General features: G+C 55.5%; 17 protein-coding genes and 1 other RNA gene. 7 read left to right on the top strand and 11 right to left on the bottom strand.

The features are described 5' to 3' along the window. Positions 1-23 precede the first annotated feature (23 nt). Positions 24-1481, top strand: a complete 1458-nt coding sequence (cls, locus tag EKM95_RS03585) for a cardiolipin synthase (protein WP_125696471.1) — start codon at positions 24-26, stop codon at positions 1479-1481. 118 nt (positions 1482-1599) lie between these two features. Here cls and EKM95_RS03580 read toward each other — a convergent pair whose 3' ends face one another. Then, positions 1600-1926 (bottom strand): hypothetical protein, encoded by a 327-nt coding sequence (locus EKM95_RS03580; protein ID WP_125696470.1) that lies wholly within the window; start codon positions 1924-1926, stop codon positions 1600-1602. A 260-nt stretch (positions 1927-2186) separates the two neighbouring features. On the opposite strand from EKM95_RS03580, the gene nrdH reads away from it, so the two are divergent. From nrdH to nrdF, 3 genes are all read left to right on the top strand, one after another. Then, positions 2187-2417 carry a glutaredoxin-like protein NrdH gene (gene nrdH / locus EKM95_RS03575; protein WP_125696469.1) on the top strand — a complete coding sequence of 77 codons (231 nt, stop codon included), beginning with the start codon at positions 2187-2189 and terminating at the stop codon, positions 2415-2417. A 42-nt stretch (positions 2418-2459) separates the two neighbouring features. After that, positions 2460-4649: a class 1b ribonucleoside-diphosphate reductase subunit alpha gene (nrdE, locus tag EKM95_RS03570; RefSeq protein ID WP_125696468.1), complete on the top strand. Its 2190-nt coding sequence runs from the start codon at positions 2460-2462 to the stop codon at positions 4647-4649. Between the two features lie 221 nt (positions 4650-4870). Beyond that, the gene (nrdF, locus tag EKM95_RS03565) at positions 4871-5827 is read left to right on the top strand and encodes a class 1b ribonucleoside-diphosphate reductase subunit beta (protein WP_125696467.1); all 957 of its coding nucleotides are present in this window, start codon (positions 4871-4873) and stop codon (positions 5825-5827) included. 142 nt (positions 5828-5969) lie between these two features. Here the strand turns inward: nrdF and EKM95_RS03560 are convergent, their stop codons facing one another. After that, a complete protein-coding gene (locus EKM95_RS03560; protein ID WP_125696466.1) occupies positions 5970-7874 on the bottom strand; it encodes a M13 family metallopeptidase in 1905 nt (634 codons plus the stop codon). A 590-nt stretch (positions 7875-8464) separates the two neighbouring features. Between EKM95_RS03560 and EKM95_RS03555 the strand changes: the two genes are divergently transcribed. Then, positions 8465-9481, top strand: coding sequence for a lipoate--protein ligase (locus EKM95_RS03555; RefSeq protein ID WP_125696465.1), 1017 nt, complete (start codon positions 8465-8467; stop codon positions 9479-9481). Positions 9482-10198: 717 nt separating this feature from the next. On the opposite strand, the gene EKM95_RS03550 is transcribed toward EKM95_RS03555, so the two are convergent. From EKM95_RS03550 to EKM95_RS03525, 6 genes are all read right to left on the bottom strand, one after another. Continuing rightward, positions 10199-10426, bottom strand: a complete 228-nt coding sequence (locus tag EKM95_RS03550) for a hypothetical protein (RefSeq protein WP_125696464.1) — start codon at positions 10424-10426, stop codon at positions 10199-10201. 70 nt (positions 10427-10496) lie between these two features. Beyond that, positions 10497-11423: an NAD(P)-dependent oxidoreductase gene (locus EKM95_RS03545; RefSeq protein WP_125696463.1), complete on the bottom strand. Its 927-nt coding sequence runs from the start codon at positions 11421-11423 to the stop codon at positions 10497-10499. 86 nt (positions 11424-11509) lie between these two features. After that, entirely contained in the window at positions 11510-12634 is a 1125-nt protein-coding gene (locus EKM95_RS03540) for a THUMP domain-containing class I SAM-dependent RNA methyltransferase (RefSeq protein ID WP_125696462.1), read from the bottom strand. Positions 12635-12833: 199 nt separating this feature from the next. Further along, positions 12834-13196, bottom strand: an RNA gene (rnpB, locus tag EKM95_RS03535) — RNase P RNA component class B. Positions 13197-13207: 11 nt separating this feature from the next. Continuing rightward, entirely contained in the window at positions 13208-13618 is a 411-nt protein-coding gene (gpsB, locus tag EKM95_RS03530) for a cell division regulator GpsB (protein ID WP_125696461.1), read from the bottom strand. Between the two features lie 394 nt (positions 13619-14012). Next, on the bottom strand, positions 14013-14582 hold the full coding sequence (locus EKM95_RS03525; RefSeq protein WP_125696460.1) for a DUF1273 domain-containing protein: 570 nt from the start codon (positions 14580-14582) through the stop codon (positions 14013-14015). A 92-nt stretch (positions 14583-14674) separates the two neighbouring features. Here EKM95_RS03525 and recU point away from each other — a divergent pair, with 92 nt between their 5' ends. Together recU and EKM95_RS03515 are read left to right on the top strand one after the other, a co-directional pair. Then, the gene (gene recU / locus EKM95_RS03520; protein WP_125696459.1) at positions 14675-15289 is read left to right on the top strand and encodes a Holliday junction resolvase RecU; all 615 of its coding nucleotides are present in this window, start codon (positions 14675-14677) and stop codon (positions 15287-15289) included. Then, positions 15282-17669 carry a PBP1A family penicillin-binding protein gene (locus EKM95_RS03515; protein ID WP_125696458.1) on the top strand — a complete coding sequence of 796 codons (2388 nt, stop codon included), beginning with the start codon at positions 15282-15284 and terminating at the stop codon, positions 17667-17669. The genes recU and EKM95_RS03515 overlap by 8 nt, the downstream gene beginning before the upstream one ends. Before the next feature lie 174 nt (positions 17670-17843). On the opposite strand, the gene EKM95_RS03510 is transcribed toward EKM95_RS03515, so the two are convergent. The 3 genes from EKM95_RS03510 to EKM95_RS03500 are packed head-to-tail and all read right to left on the bottom strand — an operon-like array spanning position 17844 to position 19602. Then, on the bottom strand, positions 17844-18311 hold the full coding sequence (locus EKM95_RS03510) for a deoxycytidylate deaminase (RefSeq protein ID WP_125696457.1): 468 nt from the start codon (positions 18309-18311) through the stop codon (positions 17844-17846). Continuing rightward, a complete protein-coding gene (locus tag EKM95_RS03505; protein WP_125696513.1) occupies positions 18304-18960 on the bottom strand; it encodes an endonuclease III domain-containing protein in 657 nt (218 codons plus the stop codon). The genes EKM95_RS03510 and EKM95_RS03505 overlap by 8 nt, the downstream gene beginning before the upstream one ends. Before the next feature lie 21 nt (positions 18961-18981). Further along, positions 18982-19602, bottom strand: a complete 621-nt coding sequence (locus EKM95_RS03500) for a DnaD domain-containing protein (RefSeq protein ID WP_125696456.1) — start codon at positions 19600-19602, stop codon at positions 18982-18984. Positions 19603-19629: the final 27 nt, after the last annotated feature.

Below are 19629 nucleotides of genomic sequence, written 5' to 3'. Positions count from 1 at the left end.
AGGCTTTTTTCAGGAGGCGTCTTATGTCGATCGTCGGTTGGGTCATTATCGGCCTGCTCATCTTGAACACCATCGGCGCGATTTTCACCGTACTGCGCGAGGTCCGCGATATTCCGACCACCTGGGCGTGGCTACTTGTGTTGATCTTTTTGCCGGTCATCGGGTTTGGCATTTACCTGTTTGCCGGCCGCGGCCTTTCAAGCAAAAAACTCGAACAGATCCGCGCCGAGTACCGCAAAGGGGTCCACGCCTTTGTCGCCCTGCAAAAACGGGAGAATGCCCACGGCCGCCTGTTGCCGGAAAATTCGACCGCGCCTGGCGCCCAGGAATTGGCGACCCTCCTGCTCAATACCGACCAGGCCCCTGTGTTGGCCAATGACGAGGTCCATATTTTCACTGATGGCAAGGAAAAATTCGCCCAGCTGTTCGCCGATATCGATGCGGCCAAAGATCACGTCTTCGTCGAGTATTACACCATTTATAATGATGAGCTGGGCAACGAGCTCCAGCGCCACCTGGTCGCTAAGGCCAAGGAAGGCGTCGATGTGAAGGTCCTCTATGATGCCTGGGGTAGCCTCGGCGCCTCGGCGCGCTGGTGGCAGCCCCTCGCCGATGCGGGTGGCAAGGCGGAGACCTTTTTTTCCTCGCGTCATTTGTTTTTGGATTTTCGCTTGAATTATCGCCTGCACCGCAAGATCGTGGTGATCGATGACAAGATCGGCTTCATCGGCGGGTTCAACGTCGGCGACCAGTACGTCGGCCGCGACAAGAAGTTTGGTTATTGGCGCGATACCCACCTGCGCATCATCGGCGCCACCGCGCTGGCGCTGAAAGTTCAATTTCTAATGGACTGGAACGCCACTGTGCCGGATGATCAAATGGTGCCGTATCAAGTCGAGAACGTCCAGCCCGAGCGTCTCGCCGATCGCGGCCACCTGCCGATGCAGATCGTCGCCAGCGGCCCGGACACGATGGCCCAGCAGATCAAGTTCGGCTATGCCAAAATGATCTCGGCGGCCCGGCATTCGGTGTGGCTCCAAACGCCTTATCTCATTCCGGATGACACGATGCTGGATGCGCTGATCTCCGCGGCGCTGGCCGGCGTGGATGTGCGGGTGATGATCCCGGACATGCCTGACCACCCCTTTATTTTCCGCGCGAGTCAGTATTACGCCCGGCTCCTGGTTGAATCAGGCGTCAAGATCTACCATTATCAAAATGGTTTCCTGCATGCCAAGACGATGGTGGTCGATGGCCGCTATGCCAGTGTGGGTTCGGCGAATTTTGACATTCGCAGCTTCAAGTTGAATTTTGAGGTCAACGCCTTTTTATACGACGAAGGACTTGCCAAAGAGCTGCAGACGATCTTTGAAGCCGACTTGAAGGAAAGCCTGGAACTCACGCCTGCGATCATCGCCCAACAGGGACGCTGGTTGCGATTCAAGCAGGATTTTTCCCGCCTGCTCTCGCCGATACTCTAAGCGAAACTTGGCAACAAGACGCAAAATGGCTCAGCCGACACGAGTTGTCAGCTGAGCCATTTTGCATTAACTTCTGTCGTCGGCCGACTGCCCGGGTCCGGGCAGCTAAGGCGCACCGCTACCGTTGCCACTGATCAAATTGCTTGGGATGCGCCGCCAGATATTTGACGGCGGCGACCACCAGCTCATCGCGCGCCGCGGTCAGTTCCTCGCCTTCCAGCTGGTAGCGGTCGACCAGATACCCAGTGGCGATCGCCTGATAGTCCCGGCGGGCGGCCCCGCCATCGTTCAACAGCTCATCCAGGCCAGTCAGACTCGGCGTGGCTGCCTTTGCCAGTCGCTTCGCCAGATCATCGGTCTTGATGTCGTGATTGGCTGCGTTGCCGATCAGCCCATCGTTCATATCAATGATCACCGCGTCGTCCATTTTCTTATCGCGTGCCATTTTTTCTCAGCTCCTTTACAGCTTCGGCTACGCCATTAGTATAGGCGTTTGCGCCGGCCAGTGCCAAACTCTGAAGATCTTTTTGCCGATGTTGGACAAAATGATGGACAAGCTCTGGTATACTAATTGTACAGCAATCGGGAAAAGCACTATGTTGTGGGGGTTACGCAAAGTAACTACATGATGTAGTGCTTTTTGATTGACACCCCACAAAATCGTGTGTATGCTTAGGCCATACGAAAAACAAAGGACTGATCGCCATGAAGAATATCACCTTATTTACGAAAAACGGTTGCCCGCAGTGCCGCATGACCAAAAACTACCTGCGGACGCACAACATCCCCTTCACTGAACACAATATCAACGACGAGCCGCAATACATCTCCTATCTGAAGGACAAGGGATTCCAGGCTGTGCCTGTTCTTGAAGCGGACGGTCTCGCTTCGTTTTACGGGTTCCGTCCTGAGGCACTGAAGCAGCTGGCTGGCTAATACAGCCGGCTTTTTTCGACCCAAATTCAAGGAGGCGCACGCATGACAGTATCTGCAAAACCATCTCTCAAGACCCTCAAGCCTGAGGATGTCACCTATTACGCGCTGAACAACGAGATCAACATCCCGGTCAATGGCCAGATTCCGTTGAACAAGGACAAAGAGGCGCTGGCCGCCTTTCTCAAGGAAAATGTCCAGCCAAACACGGTCCAGTTCCCGTCGCTCAAGGACCGGCTGGATTATCTGACCACTCATGATTACTATGAAAAGGCGATGTTGGACAAGTATTCGCTGACGTTCATGAATAAGCTCAACGATCATTTGCATGCCCAGGATTTTCATTTCAAGTCCTTCATGGCCGCCTACAAGTTTTACGCCCAGTACGCGCTGAAAACAGATGACAATGCGTATTACCTGGAAGACTTTACCGACCGCGTTTTTGCCAACGCGCTGTATTTTGCGGATGGCAACGAGGACCTGGCCCTTGCACTTGGCGATGAAATGATTCACCAGCGCTACCAGGCTGCCACCCCATCCTTCTTGAATGCGGGCCGCGCACGCCGCGGGGAGCTGGTCTCCTGTTTTCTGCTTCAGATCACCGACGACATGAACTCGATCGGCCGGGCAATCAACTCAGCCCTTGAATTGTCCCGGATCGGCGGCGGCGTTGGCCTCACCTTGTCCAACCTGCGTGAAGCCGGCGCCCCAATCAAGGGCATCGACGGCGCCGCCAGTGGCGTGTTGCCTGTGATGAAGCTGCTGGAAGACAGTTTTTCCTATTCCAACCAGCTCGGCCAACGCCAAGGTGCCGGCGTCGTTTACCTGAACGTGTTCCACCCAGACATCATCAGCTTCCTAGGGGCGAAAAAGGAAAACGCCGACGAAAAATACCGGGTGAAGACCTTGAGCCTCGGGGTGATCGTCCCAGACAAGTTCTATGAGTTGATCAAGGCAGACGCCGACATGTATCTATTTTCCCCGCAAAGCGTTGAGCGGGAATACGGCGAGCCGTTCTCGTATGTCGACATCACGAAGGAATACGACAACATGGTCGCCAATCCCGCGATCAAGAAGACCAAGATTCGCGCGCGCGACCTGGAAAACGAGATCTCAAAGCTCCAGCAGGAATCCGGCTATCCTTACGTCGTGAACATCGACACGGCCAACAATGCCAGCCCGATCGCCGGCAAGATCATCATGAGCAATCTGTGCTCGGAGATCATGCAGGTCCAGGTGCCGTCTGCCATCAACAACAAGCAGGAATACGATGTCTTAGGCAGCGACGTTTCCTGCAACCTGGGGTCCACCAACATTCCGAACCTGATGACCAGCCCAGACTTCGGCCAAAGCGTCGAGGCGATGGTCCGCGCCCTCACCTATGTCACCGATCACTCCAACATCGATGTCGTGCCGTCCGTCCAGCATGGCAATGAGCTCGCCCATTCCATCGGACTTGGGGCCATGGGGTTGCATACCTATTTTGCGCTGAACCACATGTATTATGGGGATGAAGAAGCGCTGGACTTCACGAATATTTATTTCCTTCTATTGAATTACTACACCTTGAAGGCCTCCAACAAGATCGCCCAGGAACGCGGCCAAGTCTTTCATAATTTTGAAGCCAGCAAATATGCGGACGGCTCCTATTTTGATAAATATATCGATGAGGCGTGGGCACCAAAAACAGCCAAGGTCCAAGGGCTGTTCAAAGACATCCACATTCCGACGCAGGCAGACTGGGCGGCGCTTCGCGATGATGTGATGGCGACTGGCCTGTATCATCAAAACCGGCTGGCCGTTGCCCCGAACGGCTCGATCAGCTACATCAACGACACCTCTGCGTCGCTTCAGCCGATCGTCAACCGCATCGAAGATCGCCAGGAAAAGAAGATCGGCACGATCTACTATCCGGCGCCGGGTCTCGCCAATGATAATATGAAATATTACCAAAGCGCCTATGACATCGACATGCGCAAAGAGATCGACGTCTATGCGGCCGCGCAGCAGCATGTTGACCAAAGCATGTCCCTCACCTTCTTCATGCGTTCGACCATTCCGGCTGGCCTGTACCCGTGGAAAGACGGGCGGACCACCAAGATGACCACGCGCGATCTCAACATTTTGCGCAACTATGCGCATCACAAGGGCATCAAGTCGATCTACTACATCCGCACGTACACGGATGACCAAGAGGAGATCGGCTCAAACGCTTGCGAATCCTGCTCGATCTAAAAGCAGAAGTGGGCCAAATGTCGTTTTTGGGTCCGACAGGTAAGGGTGCCAAGCGCCAGGTCCGCCTTTTGGACCAGGTGATACGACCTGAGCGGCTCGGACCCTGACATTTGGCCCACGACACTGCAGTCACATTGGTGAGCTAGATTGAAACTGCGACTAGCCGCGGCGCCACCTCTCATTTGCAAGGCGGCGCCATACATAGAAAAAGGAGTCCGAACATGGCAGAGAATTATATCGCGATCAACTGGAACGCGATCGAAGACCAGATCGACAAGGCAACCTGGGAAAAATTGACGGAACAATTTTGGCTGGATACGCGAATTCCCGTTTCCAACGACTTGGATGACTGGCGCAGCCTGACCAAGGACGAACAGTGGGTGGTCGGCCATGTCTTCGGCGGCCTCACCCTGCTGGACACCCTGCAGAGCCAAGACGGGATGCGCAGCTTGATGGACAACATCCGCACCCAACAGGAACGCGCGGTGCTCAACAACATTCAGTTCATGGAAAGCGTCCACGCGAAGTCATACTCCACCATTTTTTCCACGCTGAACACGCCCAGCGAGATCGATGAGATCTTTGACTGGACCAACTCCAACGAGCATCTGCAATACAAGGCCAACCGCATCAACGATATTTATCAGACCGGCAGCCCGCTGGAAAAAAAGATCGCGTCCGTCTTTCTTGAGACGTTCCTGTTTTACTCTGGGTTCTTCACCCCACTTTATTACCTCGGCAACAACAAATTGACCAACGTCGCTGAGATCATCAAATTGATCATTCGCGATGAAAGCGTTCATGGAACGTATATCGGCTATAAGTTCCAACTCGGGTTCAACGAACTGCCGCAAGACGAGCAGGACAAGCTCAAGGACTGGATGTACGATCTGGTCTACGATCTTTATAGCAACGAGGAAGGCTACACCAATGACCTGTACGCCAAGACGGATTGGACGGAGGAAGTGTTGACGTTCCTGCGCTACAATGCGAATAAGGCGCTGATGAACCTCGGCCAGGACCCACTTTTCCCAGACACCGCGGCGGATGTGAATCCAATCGTGATGAACGGGATCTCGACGTCGACTGCCAACCACGATTTCTTCTCGCAGGTCGGCAACGGCTATCGCTTGGGCGAGGTCGAAGCGATGAGCGACGACGATTACAAGTTTGATTAAGGATCTCCGGATCTAAAAATAGTGGGACCGACGCGCAACACACACAGAGATGTGGCTTGCTACGGCGGTCCCCTTTTTTGCGCAAAAGAAGCCTGACTCAGGTTGCCCGAGTCAGGCTTCTTCACGCAATGACCAGATTCAATTACCAGATGTGGACGCGTTTTTCCGGGGCGATGTACATGCCGTCGCCTGGCTTGACGTCAAACGTGGTGTACCATTCATCCAAGTTACGCGGCTGAATGTTGGCCCGCAATTTGGCCGGGGCGTGCACGTCGACCGACAGCAAGAGCTGCTGGTACGGAATGCGCGCCTTTTGCCGCCAGATCTCCCCCCAGTTGAGGAAGAAGGCATGCAGATCGGTGTCTGGCAGATTTTGCGCCGTTTCAAGCGCCGCAGCGAGGCCACCAGCATCCGCAATATTTTCGGACACAACGAGCTTGCCGTTGACCTTGCCCGCTTCCGTTTCTTGACCCTCAAACTCATCGATCATTTGCTGGGTCAGTTCCTTGAAGTGGTCATAATCGGCCGGCTGCCACCAGTTGACCATGTTGCCGAACTCGTCAAACTGCGCGCCGTTGTTGTCAAAGCCATGTGAGATCTCATGCGCGATGACCGCGCCGATGCCGCCGAGGTTCTGGCTTGCGGATTGCTCGAGTGAATAGAACGGCGCCTGCAAGATCGCCGCCGGGAACGTGATGTCATTGCGGGACGGGTCATAGGACGCGTTCACCAAATGACCGGGCATGTTCCAGGTGTTGCGATCAACTGGCTTCGTGAGTTGTTCGACATTGAAGGCGTGGCGCGCTTGGCTCAACGCGATCACGTTGGTCAGCAAGTTTGCGTCCGCATCAACATGCAGGCGGTCGTAGACTTCATTGGCCTTGTCTGGATAGCCCATCTTGAGGACCATCGTGTCGAGCTTCACCACGGCCTTTTCCTTGGTCGATTGCGACAGCCAGCTGGAATTGCTCAGACGGCGCTTGTACGTCGCAATCATCTCTTTGACCAGCTTGGTGACATCGGCTTTTGCGGCTTCGCCAAAATAGGTCCGGCCGTAATAGATGCCGATCGGTTCGGAATAGAAGCGGTTGGCCAAGCGATACGCAGCCTTGACCTGGCTTGGGGCTTCTGGCAAGCCGGAAAGCGTGCGGCCAAATGTCCCGCCGAGTTGACGCAGGTCCTCACTGAGGTAGCCGGTCAGCGACAACAGCTCATTGATGTAAGCCCAGTGCTTGTACTGCGTGAAATGCGCGGCATCAAACAACTGGGTGAATTCCTTCAAGAAACGCGGATCGCCCACGATGATCGTGTCTGGCACCACCGGGAACGCGGCCTTGGCATAGCCCGCAAAGTCGAAGTCACCAAACTGCGCATCGACTTCTTCCAGGGACTGCGGGTTGTAGCCCTTTGGATAGTCGGCCCATTCTTCAGAACTCTTGACGTGCGTCGCGATTGCCGCATCAAACGCCAAGGCGTCTTCGATGGTCGCCTTTTGCTCGGCCTCATCGAGATCGGTCAGCGCGATGACTTTTTCCGCCATGTCGCGCCAAACGGCCAGCAGCTTTTTGCCCTGCTCGTTATCTGCCGCATAGTAAGTCGTGTCAGGCAAAATGGTGCCCGGGCCGACCAATTCAACGCGGTTGATCTTGGTGTTCTTCATATCCGGGTCAACGCCAGTGTTGAATGGCAGCGGGAATAGATCCGCTTCAAGCTGTGCCGCTTTGTCGTTGAAGCTGGCAAAATCGGTCACGGCCTGCAATTCAGCCAAGCGGTCCAATGCGGGCTGAATCCCTTCCGCATCGCGCTTGTCATAGTCCTTGGCGATCTGATACAGAGTTACGGCCTGGGCAAAAAAGGCATCTGGGGCCTTGCTGCTATCAGCGGCGACGGTGTCAAAATCCGCCAGCAATTTCTTTTCCACTTCGTCTGCCAGGTCCTGGAACCCCCCTGTCGACGGCTTGTCTGCCGGTATCTCGGCTGTCTTCGCCCATTCGCCGTTCACGGCTTCATAAAGGTCATCTTGTACGCGCGGTGTTGTGTCCGCCATATGATCACTCCTCCTGCCGGTTCTCACCGGAATTTAACTACCCTATTATTCTAATCCAAACGCGTTCTTATTCATAGTGTCGTTATAAAAGGGTGCGAGGGTGCGGAGCCGAGCGTTTAGGTCTGAGCGACTAGCTTGGCTTGGGCGCTTGAGGCGCGCTTCGCCTCAAGCGCCCAAGACTGCTAGACGCCTCAGACCTGCTCGGCGGAGCCCAACTATAAAAGGGTGCGAAGCCGAGCGTTTAGGGGTAGGCAGGTAGTTCGGCCTGGGCGCTTGGTGGCGCACCTTGCCACCGAGTGACAAGGCCGACTACATGTCCCACCCCTGCTCGGCGGAGCCTAACTATAAAAGGGTGCGACGGGCCGCGTTTATGGTGGAATAGCTAGGTCGGCTTATGTGCTTGATGGCGCACTTTGCCATCGAGTGCATGAGTCGCCTAGATACTTCCACCATGCGGCCCAGAGCCCAACTCAAAAAGGGTGCGGCGGGCCACGCCATGGTGGGCGGAATTGCGGCTCCTCCAGACTAGCCAAACCCGTATGAAACGCTTACAATAAAATTGTTCCCATCTCACCTAGGAGGCAAAAACCATGTACTATGTCGTGATGAAATCCCATGATATTCGGATGAACTTGGCTACTGAGCAGTACCTGATGAACAATCGCTCGTTTGATGCCCCGCTGCTTCTTTTTTACTATGAAGGCCCTAGTGTCATTGTCGGCCGCAACCAAAATACCGCAGAGGAACTCAATCAAGACTACATCGACGCGCATGATATTGTTGTGACCCGCCGGCTTTCCGGCGGTGGCGCGGTCTATCATGACCTTGGCAACCTCTGCTTTTCCTTTGTGGTCGATGCAAACGCCAGTGATTTCGGCGATTTCAAGAGCTTCACGCAGCCGATCGTCGATGCGCTCCACAGCATGGGCGCCACCACGGCAGAAGTCTCCGGCCGCAACGATATTTTGGTCGATGGCAAAAAGTTTTCCGGCAACGCGATGTATACGCGAAACGGGAAGACTTTTTCCCATGGCACCCTGATGCTTGATGTCGACATGAGCGTTGTGCCCAAGGTGCTTAACGTGCCAGCCGACAAGATCGCCAGCAAGGGCATTCAAAGCGTGCGCAGCCGCGTGACCAACCTGCGTCCATACCTGGATCCACAGTACCAGGATCTCACCGTGCCGGAATTCCGCGACATCCTCCTGAAGCGCCTGTTTGACGTGGACTCGCTGGACGCGATCAAGGACCGCGAAGTTCAGATCACGCCGGAAGACCAGGCCGCGGTCGATCAGATCTACAACGAGGTCTACAGCAATTGGGATTGGGTCTATGGCCAGTCCCCTGCCTACACCCAGCAGAAGCGCCAGCACTTTGACATGGGCACCATCGACGCGCGCCTGACCACCAACGAAGGCAAGATCACTGATCTCCATTTCTTCGGCGATTTCTTTGGCGCGAAAAATGCGGATGAGCTGGCCCAGGCCTTGATCGGCACCGTTTACGACACAGCGCACCTCACTGAAGCGCTCAAGGATGTCGATACAAACGCCTTCTTTACCGGTGTGCCAAAGGAAGATCTGATCGCCTTGTTGACCAGGACATAACCGAGTCACGCGAACCGGGGCCAGGATAAGCCAATTTGTCCTGGCCCTTTTTGCTTGTCTGGATCTTCCAGTTGGCAGCAATTAGACACCAGATCCAATTCATTTGCCTCAATATTTTGGTCGCTACGAAGCTTTTGGCAAAAAATTTTTCATCGCAAAAAAACGCCAACCGGCAAAATTTCGTCAGTTGGCGCCTCAAGACACACTAAAGAGGCCTCGAGAGGCCCCATTTTTGAAATTTTCAGTTACGAACGTGCCGCTGTCTGCGCGGGAGTCGGTGCCGCGCCCTATGTACCGTGTGCTACCCGCTGTGATGGCACACGGTGATCCATCCGACCCATTTTGAACACCAGATGAAAATGGCATCCGTTGTTAACGCTTATACCCGAATCGCCGAACACGCGCCAGCGCCGGTGAGACAGGCCCCATGAGACTCAAGGGAAAGCTACGATCGTTCGGCAACCGGACTCGGCCGGCAGGACCACCGAAGGAATTGGACAGGAGATCAGCGGGTTAGCAAGGCCCACACCTGCAATCGAGTTAACGAGATCAGTATAGTCAGATGCTTACTTTTTGTCAACGGTTTCAGTTTGCGACGAAACGCCGCTATGCCGACATTGTGAACGCTTACGAAAAACTTAACATTTATGCGGCTCCCCAAAAGAAAACGCAGGACGTTGATCTCGTCCTGCGCCTTCTTGCTATTTAGTTTTGATGTCACGCCCAAGCGATCTTGGTGATGGCATATTCCTGCACACGCTTGTCGCCTTTGTCGGTGGCAACGGTGACCGTGCTTCGCTCCTGATAGGGTTTGACCAGCCCTGGGGTGATGCCGGAAATGATCCCATGCAATTGCTTGCGGTCGATCGTGTGTATCTTGACCGGCCTTTTTGTCAGTAAAGCATCCTCCAGTAAGCTGATGATCTCAGTGGTGCGTTGCGCCATGAGCAGGACCTCCTTTTGTTTGCTGAAACCGATTACATTTTTAGTATAACCGTTCCGGGACAAAAATGCATCAATACCCCGCAGCCAGATCCACTTGATTCTTCCTTAAAGTCCCCGTCGCCATCAGCTGTTGAAGATTTGGCCAAAAAATATTGAAGACTTGCTGGCGCAATTGTTCAACCGTTCCGGACAAATGCGGTGTGACCAGCACGTCCGGCCGGGTCCACAAGCCCGAATCCGCCGGCAGCGGCTCTTGTTCAAAAACGTCAAGCGCCGCCCCACTCACCCAGTGGTTCTCAAGCGCCTCGATCAACGCCGCCGTATCCACAGAAGGCCCGCGTCCCACATTGATGAACAGGGGGTGGCTGGTCAGATGAGCGAAAAAGGAATGATCAAAATAATGATGCGTCGCCGGGGTCAGCGGCATCACGTTGACGATCACCTGCGCGTTTTGGCAAAGGGCGCGCCCACTTTCAGTCGTTGCGACCTGGGCGAATCCGGGCTTAGCCTCGCCATGCCGACTGACCCCATTGACCGTCATGCCAAGCGCATCCAAATGCTGGGCGATGGCTTGCCCGATGTGCCCGGTGCCAAACACGACGGCAGTTTTCCCTGCGGCGGTCCACATCCTGTCGCGGGCAGTTGTCTCCCACTGCGCTGCCAGCGGATACAGGCCGCGAGCAAATGCCAACATCATCCCTGTGACACTTTCGGCGATCGGCACCGCGTGAATGCCGGCGGTGTTGGCCACCAGAATGTGTTGCGCCGCCAGCGCCTTCAACGGCAAATAGTCGACCCCGGCGGACATGGTCTGAATGAATTGCACCTGGTTTGGCCCTTCGACCAGCGCGCGCCCGGTGTCGTTCCAGCCGAGAATCGCGTCGATAGACCCGGCCTGGCTCGGGTCATACTGCGCCTCATCGAGCACGGTGACCCCAGCCTTTTCCAGCGTCTGGCGCCCACCTTCTGGCAATGCGAACAATGTTAGGGTTTTCATAGCGGCCCTCCCTTTTTTGCCCATTATAGCCCTGTGTTGGGTTAAAAAAAAAGCGTTCCGCCTCGAATGCGGAACGCTGGTAGTCTTTATCGAGTTGTGGCCCAATACTGAAAATAATCCGTGCGCATGGCCCCGTTATAGAGTTTGCGCCGCTTGGTGGCCCGTTGCCCGAATGACTTTTCAAATTCCAGATCGGCGGTCAGAATATACTTGCTCCAGCCGGTCATTGGGCGGTAAACGTCACCCATTTCCTTGTACAGGCGACGCGCGGCGGCCAAGTCATTCAGCCGCTTCCCGTATGGCGGGTTGGAGACGATCACGCCGCGGGGCTTGTCGGTGCGGAAGTCCTTGACCGCTAGCTGCTTGAACTGAATGCTGTGCAGCAGGCCGGCCTGCTTGGCATTGACGCGGGCGGTCTCGATCATATTTTGGTCCAGGTCAGCGCCGAGTATGTCGAGCTCGCGGTCAAAATCCGCCTGATCCATCGCGGCGTCTTTGGCGTCCGCCAGAACTTGCGGCTGCATGAAGAAGAAATGCTCAAAGGTAAAATGCCGCTGCAAGCCCGGCGCGATGTTGTGGCCGATCAGCGCGGCTTCGATCGGAATGGTGCCCGAGCCCGTGGTCGGATCATAAAATGGCATGTCGGGATGCCAATTCGTCAACATGACCAACGCGGCCGCGAAGTTTTCCTTCAACGGCGCATCCCCTTTGGCGATTCGGTAGCCGCGCTTGAACAAACTGTCGCCCGTCGTATCGATGGTCAGGGTCGCAACGTCATTTAAGATCGACACCTCAAGTGGGTACAGATCCCCTGTTTCTGGTAAACGACCGCGGCGATGGTACACGCCTGCTAACTTTTCAACGATCGCTTTTTTCGTGATTGCCTGCGCATCGGGCTCGGAGTGCAACTTGGAGCGCACCGCTCGGCCGGCCACAGGAAAGGCAGCGTCCATCGGCAAATATTGATCCCATGGCAAGGCCTTGACGCCTTCAAACAGGTCGTCAAAGGAAAGCGCCTGGAACTGGCCGACCACGATCTTGATGCGATCCGCGGTCCGCAGCCAGATGTTGGCCGTGGCGATCGCCGATTCATCGCCGTCGAAGTAGACTTTGCCATTTTCGGTGCGGGTCTTGTAGCCGAGGTCTTGCAACTCTTTGGTGGTCAGGCTCTCGAGCCCAGCCGCCATGGTGGCGAGAAGATGAAATTGCATGGGAGTGCTCCTTTGTATAAACGCGAAAAGTGGAAGAGACAACTGCTGAAACTGAAAACCTCTGACGCGGTTCCGCGAAATCGGGCTCGCTGGATCACCGACGCTTGGAAAACATTTTTATCCGGCGCCGCTCATGCGTTGCCGGGTTCTTGTTCAAAAAAACAGCCCGGGTCGCCCCGAGCTGTGCCTGTTTGTAAATCTCTATAAGCCATGTTTTGTTCCAGAACGCCTTCAGGCAGACGTCCCTTCAGTGATCATCTATCTCAGCGTTACCGCTGCTTTGCCGTTGGTTTGATTCCCATGGCATAGCGCCCCTACCAAAAGTTTGGGTTACTCGCTCGCGGGGTTTACCCGTTCCACCGCAGCCGTTTCCAGCTACGTATCGTCACTGTGGCACCTTAGAGTCGATCGGCACATAGTTGCCCTTAGCGCCATCGACTGCCGTCACCCATTACTGGGTGCCCAGGCTTATTGGGCCTGGCACGAACACTACAAGCATTTCAGCTTGTGCGGGCATGGACTTTCCTCAGCCTGCAGATGCAGACCGCGATCACTCGAGATTTACAAATTGGTTTAATATTGGTCGATCCCGCCGCCATTGTTGCTATCGGCGTTATTGCTTTGGCCGCCATCAGAAAGCTTACTGCCGAACACGTGGCGCTCAAGGTTGCTCAAGCGCTTCAAAATATCGTAGTTCGTCACGTTCGCTGTCGGCTGCTGCGGCGTTTGGGCCGCAACACTCTTAGAGACGTTGAGCTGTTTGGTCAGCTCATCAACGCGACTGAACAGACGCGCGTTCTCCTCATTCAACCGGTCGATCTCGGCGGTGAAACTCTCATAGTCCTTGATGATGCCGTCGAGATACTCATCGACCTCATCTTGATCATAACCGCGAACCTTGTTTTTAAAGTGCTTATCCAGAATATCCTTGGGACTATAGAGGATGGAAAAACCGGTCGCGTTGTTGTTTGTATTGCTATCCATAAGGAAACACCTCGTTGATCTAAAGCACAGGATAGATTGATTGTAACATATAATTTGCCCGTTGAGAATGACAAGTTTGTCAGGGTGCGTAGGCCCGCGGGATGGCGGGGTAGCTAACTTGGCTCGGGTGCTTGGTGGCGCACTTGGCCAACGAGTGGACGAGACAGTTAGATATCCCCGCCATGCGGGCCGAAGCCCAACTTGAGGGTGCGTAGCGGGGCGCTCAGGGGTGGACAGCTAGTGCGGCCTAGACACTTGATGGCGCACTCGGCCATCGAGTGGCTGGGACGACTAGATGTGCCACCACTGCCCCGCGAAGCCCAACTTGAGGGTGCGTAGCCGAGCGTTTTAGGGGTGGACAGCTAGGTCTTGACCCTTCTGCTTCTCGTCCTACCTATTCATCCTGCTGCGCGGCTTGCTGCTCCCCGTAATTTCGCGCATCCTCTTCCAGATCCGGCATGGTCACCAAGTCGATCGGATAGTCCCGCCTTTTGCCTTCCGCGACAGCCGCCTCATAGGCAAACTTGGACTTGCCCTCAAACTCCGGATCATACACAATCAGCGCCTGATCGGTGTGCTGAACCATGAAGCGGGTGTAGCCGGACAATTGCGCCGGTTGCTTATATGGCCCACTTGAGGTCGAGGCGGAAAAATCCACCTGTTGGCGCAGAGTCGCCAGCGTCGCCTGATTATCCTCATTCCAGCGATTACCAAAATCCGCAAAAGGCACCATCACGGCCACCTTGAGTGAAGGCCACTGCGGTTTCATCGCCAATGCGACGCTGGCGCCCCATTGCTCGATGCCCATTTCACCGCCTGTGATGACCCATTCGCCGCCGTCATCCAGGAAGGTCTGCAAATGGCTTTTTAACATATATTTAAGCACCGCAAGTTTTGGGTCCTGGGGCCCATACACATTGAGTTCCCAGCTGCGATAACCTGTGACCCATAGGCGTTTGCCCAATTTACAGGCCCTCCTTTTCGAAAAATTAGCGCAATGGCCTGATTAGGCGCAGGCGCGTGTAATTGCTATAATAGCGGTAGGAGTGTGATCTTATGCCCATCCATTACCCTAATGGTAAGCCATACCAAGGCGGCGTGCAAACCACGCGCCAGGCCGCGACCACATACGGCGGCCGCGGCATGACGCTTGAAGAGGAACTCAACGACAGCAACGCCTATTACTTGCAGGCGGGGCTGGCGGTGGTCCACAAAAAGCCGACGCCGATTCAGATCGTCAAAGTCGATTACCCCCAGCGCAGCCAAGCTGTGATTCGCGAGGCTTATTTCAAGACCCCGTCGACCACAGATTATAATGGCGTTTATCAAGGGTATTATCTCGATTTTGATGCCAAGGAAACGAAGAACAAGCAAAGTTTTCCGCTCAAGAATTTTCACCCGCATCAAGTCGCGCATTTCAAGGCATGCCTCGCGCAAGACGGCATCTGCTTTGCCCTGATTCGCTTTGTCACGCTCAAGCGCCTGTTCGTTTATCCAGCCTCCGCCTTGCTGGAATACTGGCGGGCGGCGCAAGATGACGGGCGCAAGTCGATTCCGCTGACGGAGATCGAGGCCAACGGGTTTGAGATCCACCCTGCCCTGCAGCCGCTGATTCCGTATTTAGGCGCTGTCGATCAACTTATTGAAAAGAGGTCCCACCAACATGGCTAATCAATCTGCGCCATCACGCATGGCCAAACGGCGCCAGCGGCCAACCAAGCCGAAGAAAAAACGCAACCGGTTCCTGTCCGTCTTGAAGTGGCTGGTCATTTTGTTTTTGGCCGCGGTGGCAGCAGGCGTCGGACTTTTTGCTTATTATGCAAAAGACGCCCCAACACTGACCAAGGCCGACTTGATCGACGGCAGTAGCGCCATTCTTTACGCCGCCGACAATAAAGAATTCGCGACCCTGGGCACAAAAAATACCGTCTACGTCAGTGCCAATAATATTCCGACTCAGTTGAAACAGGCCGTGGTGTCGATCGAAGACCGGCGTTTTTACCAGGAAAAATTCGGCATCGACCCGATTCGTATCGGTGGCGCGGCGCTGAACAACGTGGTCGGCAAGCTCACGGGCAATGGCTCCGGGCTTGAAGGGGGCTCGACCCTCACCCAACAGCTGGTCAAACTGTCCGTCTTTTCCACCAAGGCCTCGGATCAGACATTCCGGCGCAAGGCCCAGGAAGCCTGGCTTGCGATGCAAGTCGAGCGGACCTACTCCAAGGAACAAATTCTGGAATTCTACATCAATAAAGTCTACATGGACAATGGTCAGTACGGAATGGCCACCGGCGCCAAATACTATTACGGGAAGGACCTCAAGCAGCTGACACTGGCGCAGACCGCGCTGATCGCCGGAATGCCGCAGTCGCCGGTCGGCTATGACCCCTATGAGCATCCGGAAGCCGCAAAGACCCGCCGCGATGCCGTGCTTGCGGCGATGCTGCGCGACAAGAAGATCACCAAGGCCCAAGCAGCAGCGGCCACGGCCACGCCGATCACAGATGGTCTGGTCAAGCAGACCGCCGCGAAAAATGAAACAGAAACTGACAAGGTGATTGATTCCTATTTAACGGAAGTCATCGCCGAAGTGAAGAAAAAGATGAACGCCAACCCTTACACGGATGGCCTGAAAATCTACACCAATTTAAATATGAAGGCGCAAAAGCGGTTGTATGAGATCGTCAATTCAGACGATTACGTCACCTTCCCGGATAATAAGATGCAGGTGGCCGTCACCATGACGGATCCAAACACCGGGAATGTGATCGCCCAGATCGGCGGCCGCAAAACTGGGGATGTCCGGCTCGGCTTCAACCGCGCGACCCGCAACACCCGAAGCAACGGGTCGACCATGAAGCCGCTGATGGCGTACGGCCCCGCAATCGAATATCTGAATTATTCCACCTACCAGCAGCTCGATGACAGCAAGTACATCTACCCTGGCACCAGCACCCAGCTGTATGACTGGGACCGCACCTATCTTGGCATGATGTCAATGCGTGCGGCGCTGGTCCAGTCCCGTAACGTCCCGGCCGTGCGCACGCTGGAAGAAGTCGGCATGTCCAAAGCCGTCAACTTCCTCAAGGGCCTCGGCATCGATCTGCCAAAAGACGAGCAGTATGGCTCAAGCGCGATCGGCGCCTCGGTCACAACAGAGGAAGAGGCCGCCGCATATGGGGCTTTTGCCAACGGCGGGACGTATTACGAGCCGACTTATATCCGCAAAGTCGTGAAGCCGGATGGGACCACGGTTGATTTTACCGCCAATGGTAATCGCGCCATGAAATCCAGCACTGCCTACATGATCACAGACATGCTCAAGGGCGTGTTCAGTGGTAGTGGCACCGCGACCTCCGCGGCGATCAGCGGACTTTATCAGGCCGGTAAGACCGGGACCACGGATTACAGCGAAGCCGAACTGGCCGCAAATCCCGCCCTCAACCAGACCGGCATCGCCAAAGACGCCTGGTTCACGGGCTACACCCGCCAGCGTGTGATCTCCGTTTGGACCGGTTACGATAAGGCAACGGAAGCCGGGTTAAATTATTCCCAACAGACCATTTCCCAGCAGATCTATAAAGCTTTGATGACTTACGACATTGAGGCCCAGAACCTCAAAAATGAGGATTGGACAAAGCCCGATTCGGTCCTGGTCGAACATATTTTGCGCGGCTCCAACCCCGGCACCGCCGTCACCGGTAACACGGCCAACACGACCCGCGAGCTGTATGTGCGCGGCTACGGCCCAACCACCCAGACCACGGTCAAGACCGAAAAGGAAAGCAGCAGCTCCTCTTCCGCTTCCTCGTCGTCTTCTGAAAAGTCCAGTTCCTCGAGCAGTAGCGAAAAGCCCGATGAAACGTCCGATTCCGAAACGGAGGATAGTTCCTCATCGAGTTCCTCTGGGACTGACAACGAGACCGCACCAGGAACAGACGAAGGCGGTGGCACAGAGACGGAAAGCAGCAGTTCCAGTACCAGTTCGAGCAGTAGCAGTGGGAACAACGAGGGCCAAAACACCGACGAAGGCACCCCACCCGGCGACTGACCTCGCGTCAAAATAGTTTTGCGCCAATCAAAAGATCCGGCAAGCACGATATGCAATGCTTGCCGGATCTTTTTGCGTCCGCCCGCCCACGTTTTCAATGTCACGCAAAAAGGCCGGCACTGACGCCGACCTCCCGTTCTCGTCGTCTACCAGAGAAGCCCAACCAACCCGCGATCAGTCTTCCGGCAATGCCACCTTGACGACCTTGATGGCGTGGCTGTTGAGCAGCGCCACGGCGTATGGGTCGTTGTTGTAGTCATGCGCGTAATAGATCGCCTTCACGCCGGATTGAATCAGCGCCTTGGTGCAATTCAGGCAAGGATAATACGTGACATAGACACTTGCCCCGCGGGTGGATACCCCGTTCAAGGCGCACTGCAAGATCGCATTCATTTCCGCGTGCAGCGTGCGAATGCAGTGCCCGTCGCGCATCAAATGACCGGCCTCATCGCAGTGCGGGTCACCCGAGATGCTGCCGTTGTAGCCGGTCGCGATAATGCGATGGTCCTGGACCAAAACAGCGCCGACCGTTGCCCGTTCACAAGTGGACCGGGCAGCCACGGTGGTCGCCAATTTCATGAAGTACTGCGCCCAACTTTCGCGGGCCGCGTGACGTGCAGAAGGAACGATCTCATCACTCATTGGTTGGTCTCCTTTGTAGCGGTCGATAATAACCGGCAAACGCTTGCCAATCCGCACCCGGTGGCAACTCAGGACGGCGCGCGGACAGCCACTCGCGGCCGAGTCTGATCAGCGCCCGATGCAAATTGATCCAGGTGTCAGGTGGCATCAAATGTTCCAAATAGGCCTGAATCTGCGTGGGTGTGGCGCGCTGAGGCACCAGCCCAAAGCCTTTGATGATGCGGCTGACATGGGTATCGACGGCGATGCCCGGCACGCCGAATGCATCGGTGCGCACCACGGTCGCTGTTTTCCGCCCGACCCCTGGCAATTGGGTCAATTCCGCATAGGTCTGCGGCACCACGCCGCCAAATTGAGCCACAAGCGCGGCACTCAATGCCTGCAGGTACTTGGCCTTGTTGTGGTACAGTCCGAGGCGGTCGATGTAGGGTTCCAGCTCAGCCGGGGTGGCGGTTGCCATGGCCGCCGGGGTCGGATACGCGCGAAACAGCGCCGGCGTGCAGGCGTTGACCGCCACATCCGTCGTTTGGGCCGAGAGCATCACCGCAACCAGAATCTGAAATGGCGACTCGGCATTCAGCGTGGGTTGCGCCTCTGGATACAGCTTCAACACCAGCCCCATCAATGTGCGGGCCTGCGCCACCGTCATTTTTGCCATTGCATGCCTCCGTTAGAGTCCGTTTTTTTGCCGCTTCAAATCTGCTTGGACCTGCGCGGCCGTCGTCAGGTGGCGGCGCTCCCAGTTGATCAAAATGCGATCCATGTAGCGCAGCGAATACGCCTGATTGAGCACGGCCTCGCGCAGCGCCAAACTGATCACGGCCGGCTCGTAATGATCCACGTTCAGCCAATCGCCGATCGTCTGTTGCTCGATCGGCGACAGCGGCCGGCCGAATTCGACCTCGATCTCATTGAAGATCTGCTGTCCGGCATTGAGGGCCTGGATGTTGGCTGGCTGCACGGTCGGCGCGGTCAACAACTTTGCCAGTAGCGGGGTCACGTCGTACTGATCGACGGCACGGCCTGCTTCATCTTGCCGGCTGACCAATTGCACCGCCCCTTTTTTGATCAAGCTGGCAATCACGTTATACGTCTCATTTTTTGCCAGCTTCATGCTTTGCGCAAACGTATCGAGTGCCGGCGCCTCATCATGCTGGCTGGCCCATTGCGTCAAAAACAGGTAGACGATCAGCTCATGTTGGGTCAGATCACTGGCCGCAAAGCCGCTGAAAAGCGCATTTGACAGCGATACCTGACCGGCTGCCAAGTAGGCATTCAACTCATTGTTCATGACCAGTCCTCCTGACTTTATTTTGAC

The sequence above is a fragment of the Lacticaseibacillus yichunensis genome (genome assembly GCF_003946405.1).
Lineage (GTDB): Bacteria > Bacillota > Bacilli > Lactobacillales > Lactobacillaceae > Lacticaseibacillus > Lacticaseibacillus yichunensis.
The sequence above is the reverse complement of the archived record's forward strand: the minus strand, read 5'-3'. Positions and strand labels throughout refer to the sequence as shown.

Coding starts and splice junctions, on each gene's coding strand:
- cls (WP_125696471.1), top strand. CDS start 24: ATGTCGATCGTCGGTTGGGTCATTATCGGCCTGCTCATCTTGAACACC.
- EKM95_RS03580 (WP_125696470.1), bottom strand. CDS start 1,926: ATGGCACGCGATAAGAAAATGGACGACGCGGTGATCATTGATATGAAC.
- nrdH (WP_125696469.1), top strand. CDS start 2,187: ATGAAGAATATCACCTTATTTACGAAAAACGGTTGCCCGCAGTGCCGC.
- nrdE (WP_125696468.1), top strand. CDS start 2,460: ATGACAGTATCTGCAAAACCATCTCTCAAGACCCTCAAGCCTGAGGAT.
- nrdF (WP_125696467.1), top strand. CDS start 4,871: ATGGCAGAGAATTATATCGCGATCAACTGGAACGCGATCGAAGACCAG.
- EKM95_RS03560 (WP_125696466.1), bottom strand. CDS start 7,874: ATGGCGGACACAACACCGCGCGTACAAGATGACCTTTATGAAGCCGTG.
- EKM95_RS03555 (WP_125696465.1), top strand. CDS start 8,465: ATGTACTATGTCGTGATGAAATCCCATGATATTCGGATGAACTTGGCT.
- EKM95_RS03550 (WP_125696464.1), bottom strand. CDS start 10,426: ATGGCGCAACGCACCACTGAGATCATCAGCTTACTGGAGGATGCTTTA.
- EKM95_RS03545 (WP_125696463.1), bottom strand. CDS start 11,423: ATGAAAACCCTAACATTGTTCGCATTGCCAGAAGGTGGGCGCCAGACG.
- EKM95_RS03540 (WP_125696462.1), bottom strand. CDS start 12,634: ATGCAATTTCATCTTCTCGCCACCATGGCGGCTGGGCTCGAGAGCCTG.
- gpsB (WP_125696461.1), bottom strand. CDS start 13,618: ATGGATAGCAATACAAACAACAACGCGACCGGTTTTTCCATCCTCTAT.
- recU (WP_125696459.1), top strand. CDS start 14,675: ATGCCCATCCATTACCCTAATGGTAAGCCATACCAAGGCGGCGTGCAA.
- EKM95_RS03515 (WP_125696458.1), top strand. CDS start 15,282: ATGGCTAATCAATCTGCGCCATCACGCATGGCCAAACGGCGCCAGCGG.
- EKM95_RS03510 (WP_125696457.1), bottom strand. CDS start 18,311: ATGAGTGATGAGATCGTTCCTTCTGCACGTCACGCGGCCCGCGAAAGT.
- EKM95_RS03505 (WP_125696513.1), bottom strand. CDS start 18,960: ATGACGGTGGCGCAGGCCCGCACATTGATGGGGCTGGTGTTGAAGCTG.
- EKM95_RS03500 (WP_125696456.1), bottom strand. CDS start 19,602: ATGAACAATGAGTTGAATGCCTACTTGGCAGCCGGTCAGGTATCGCTG.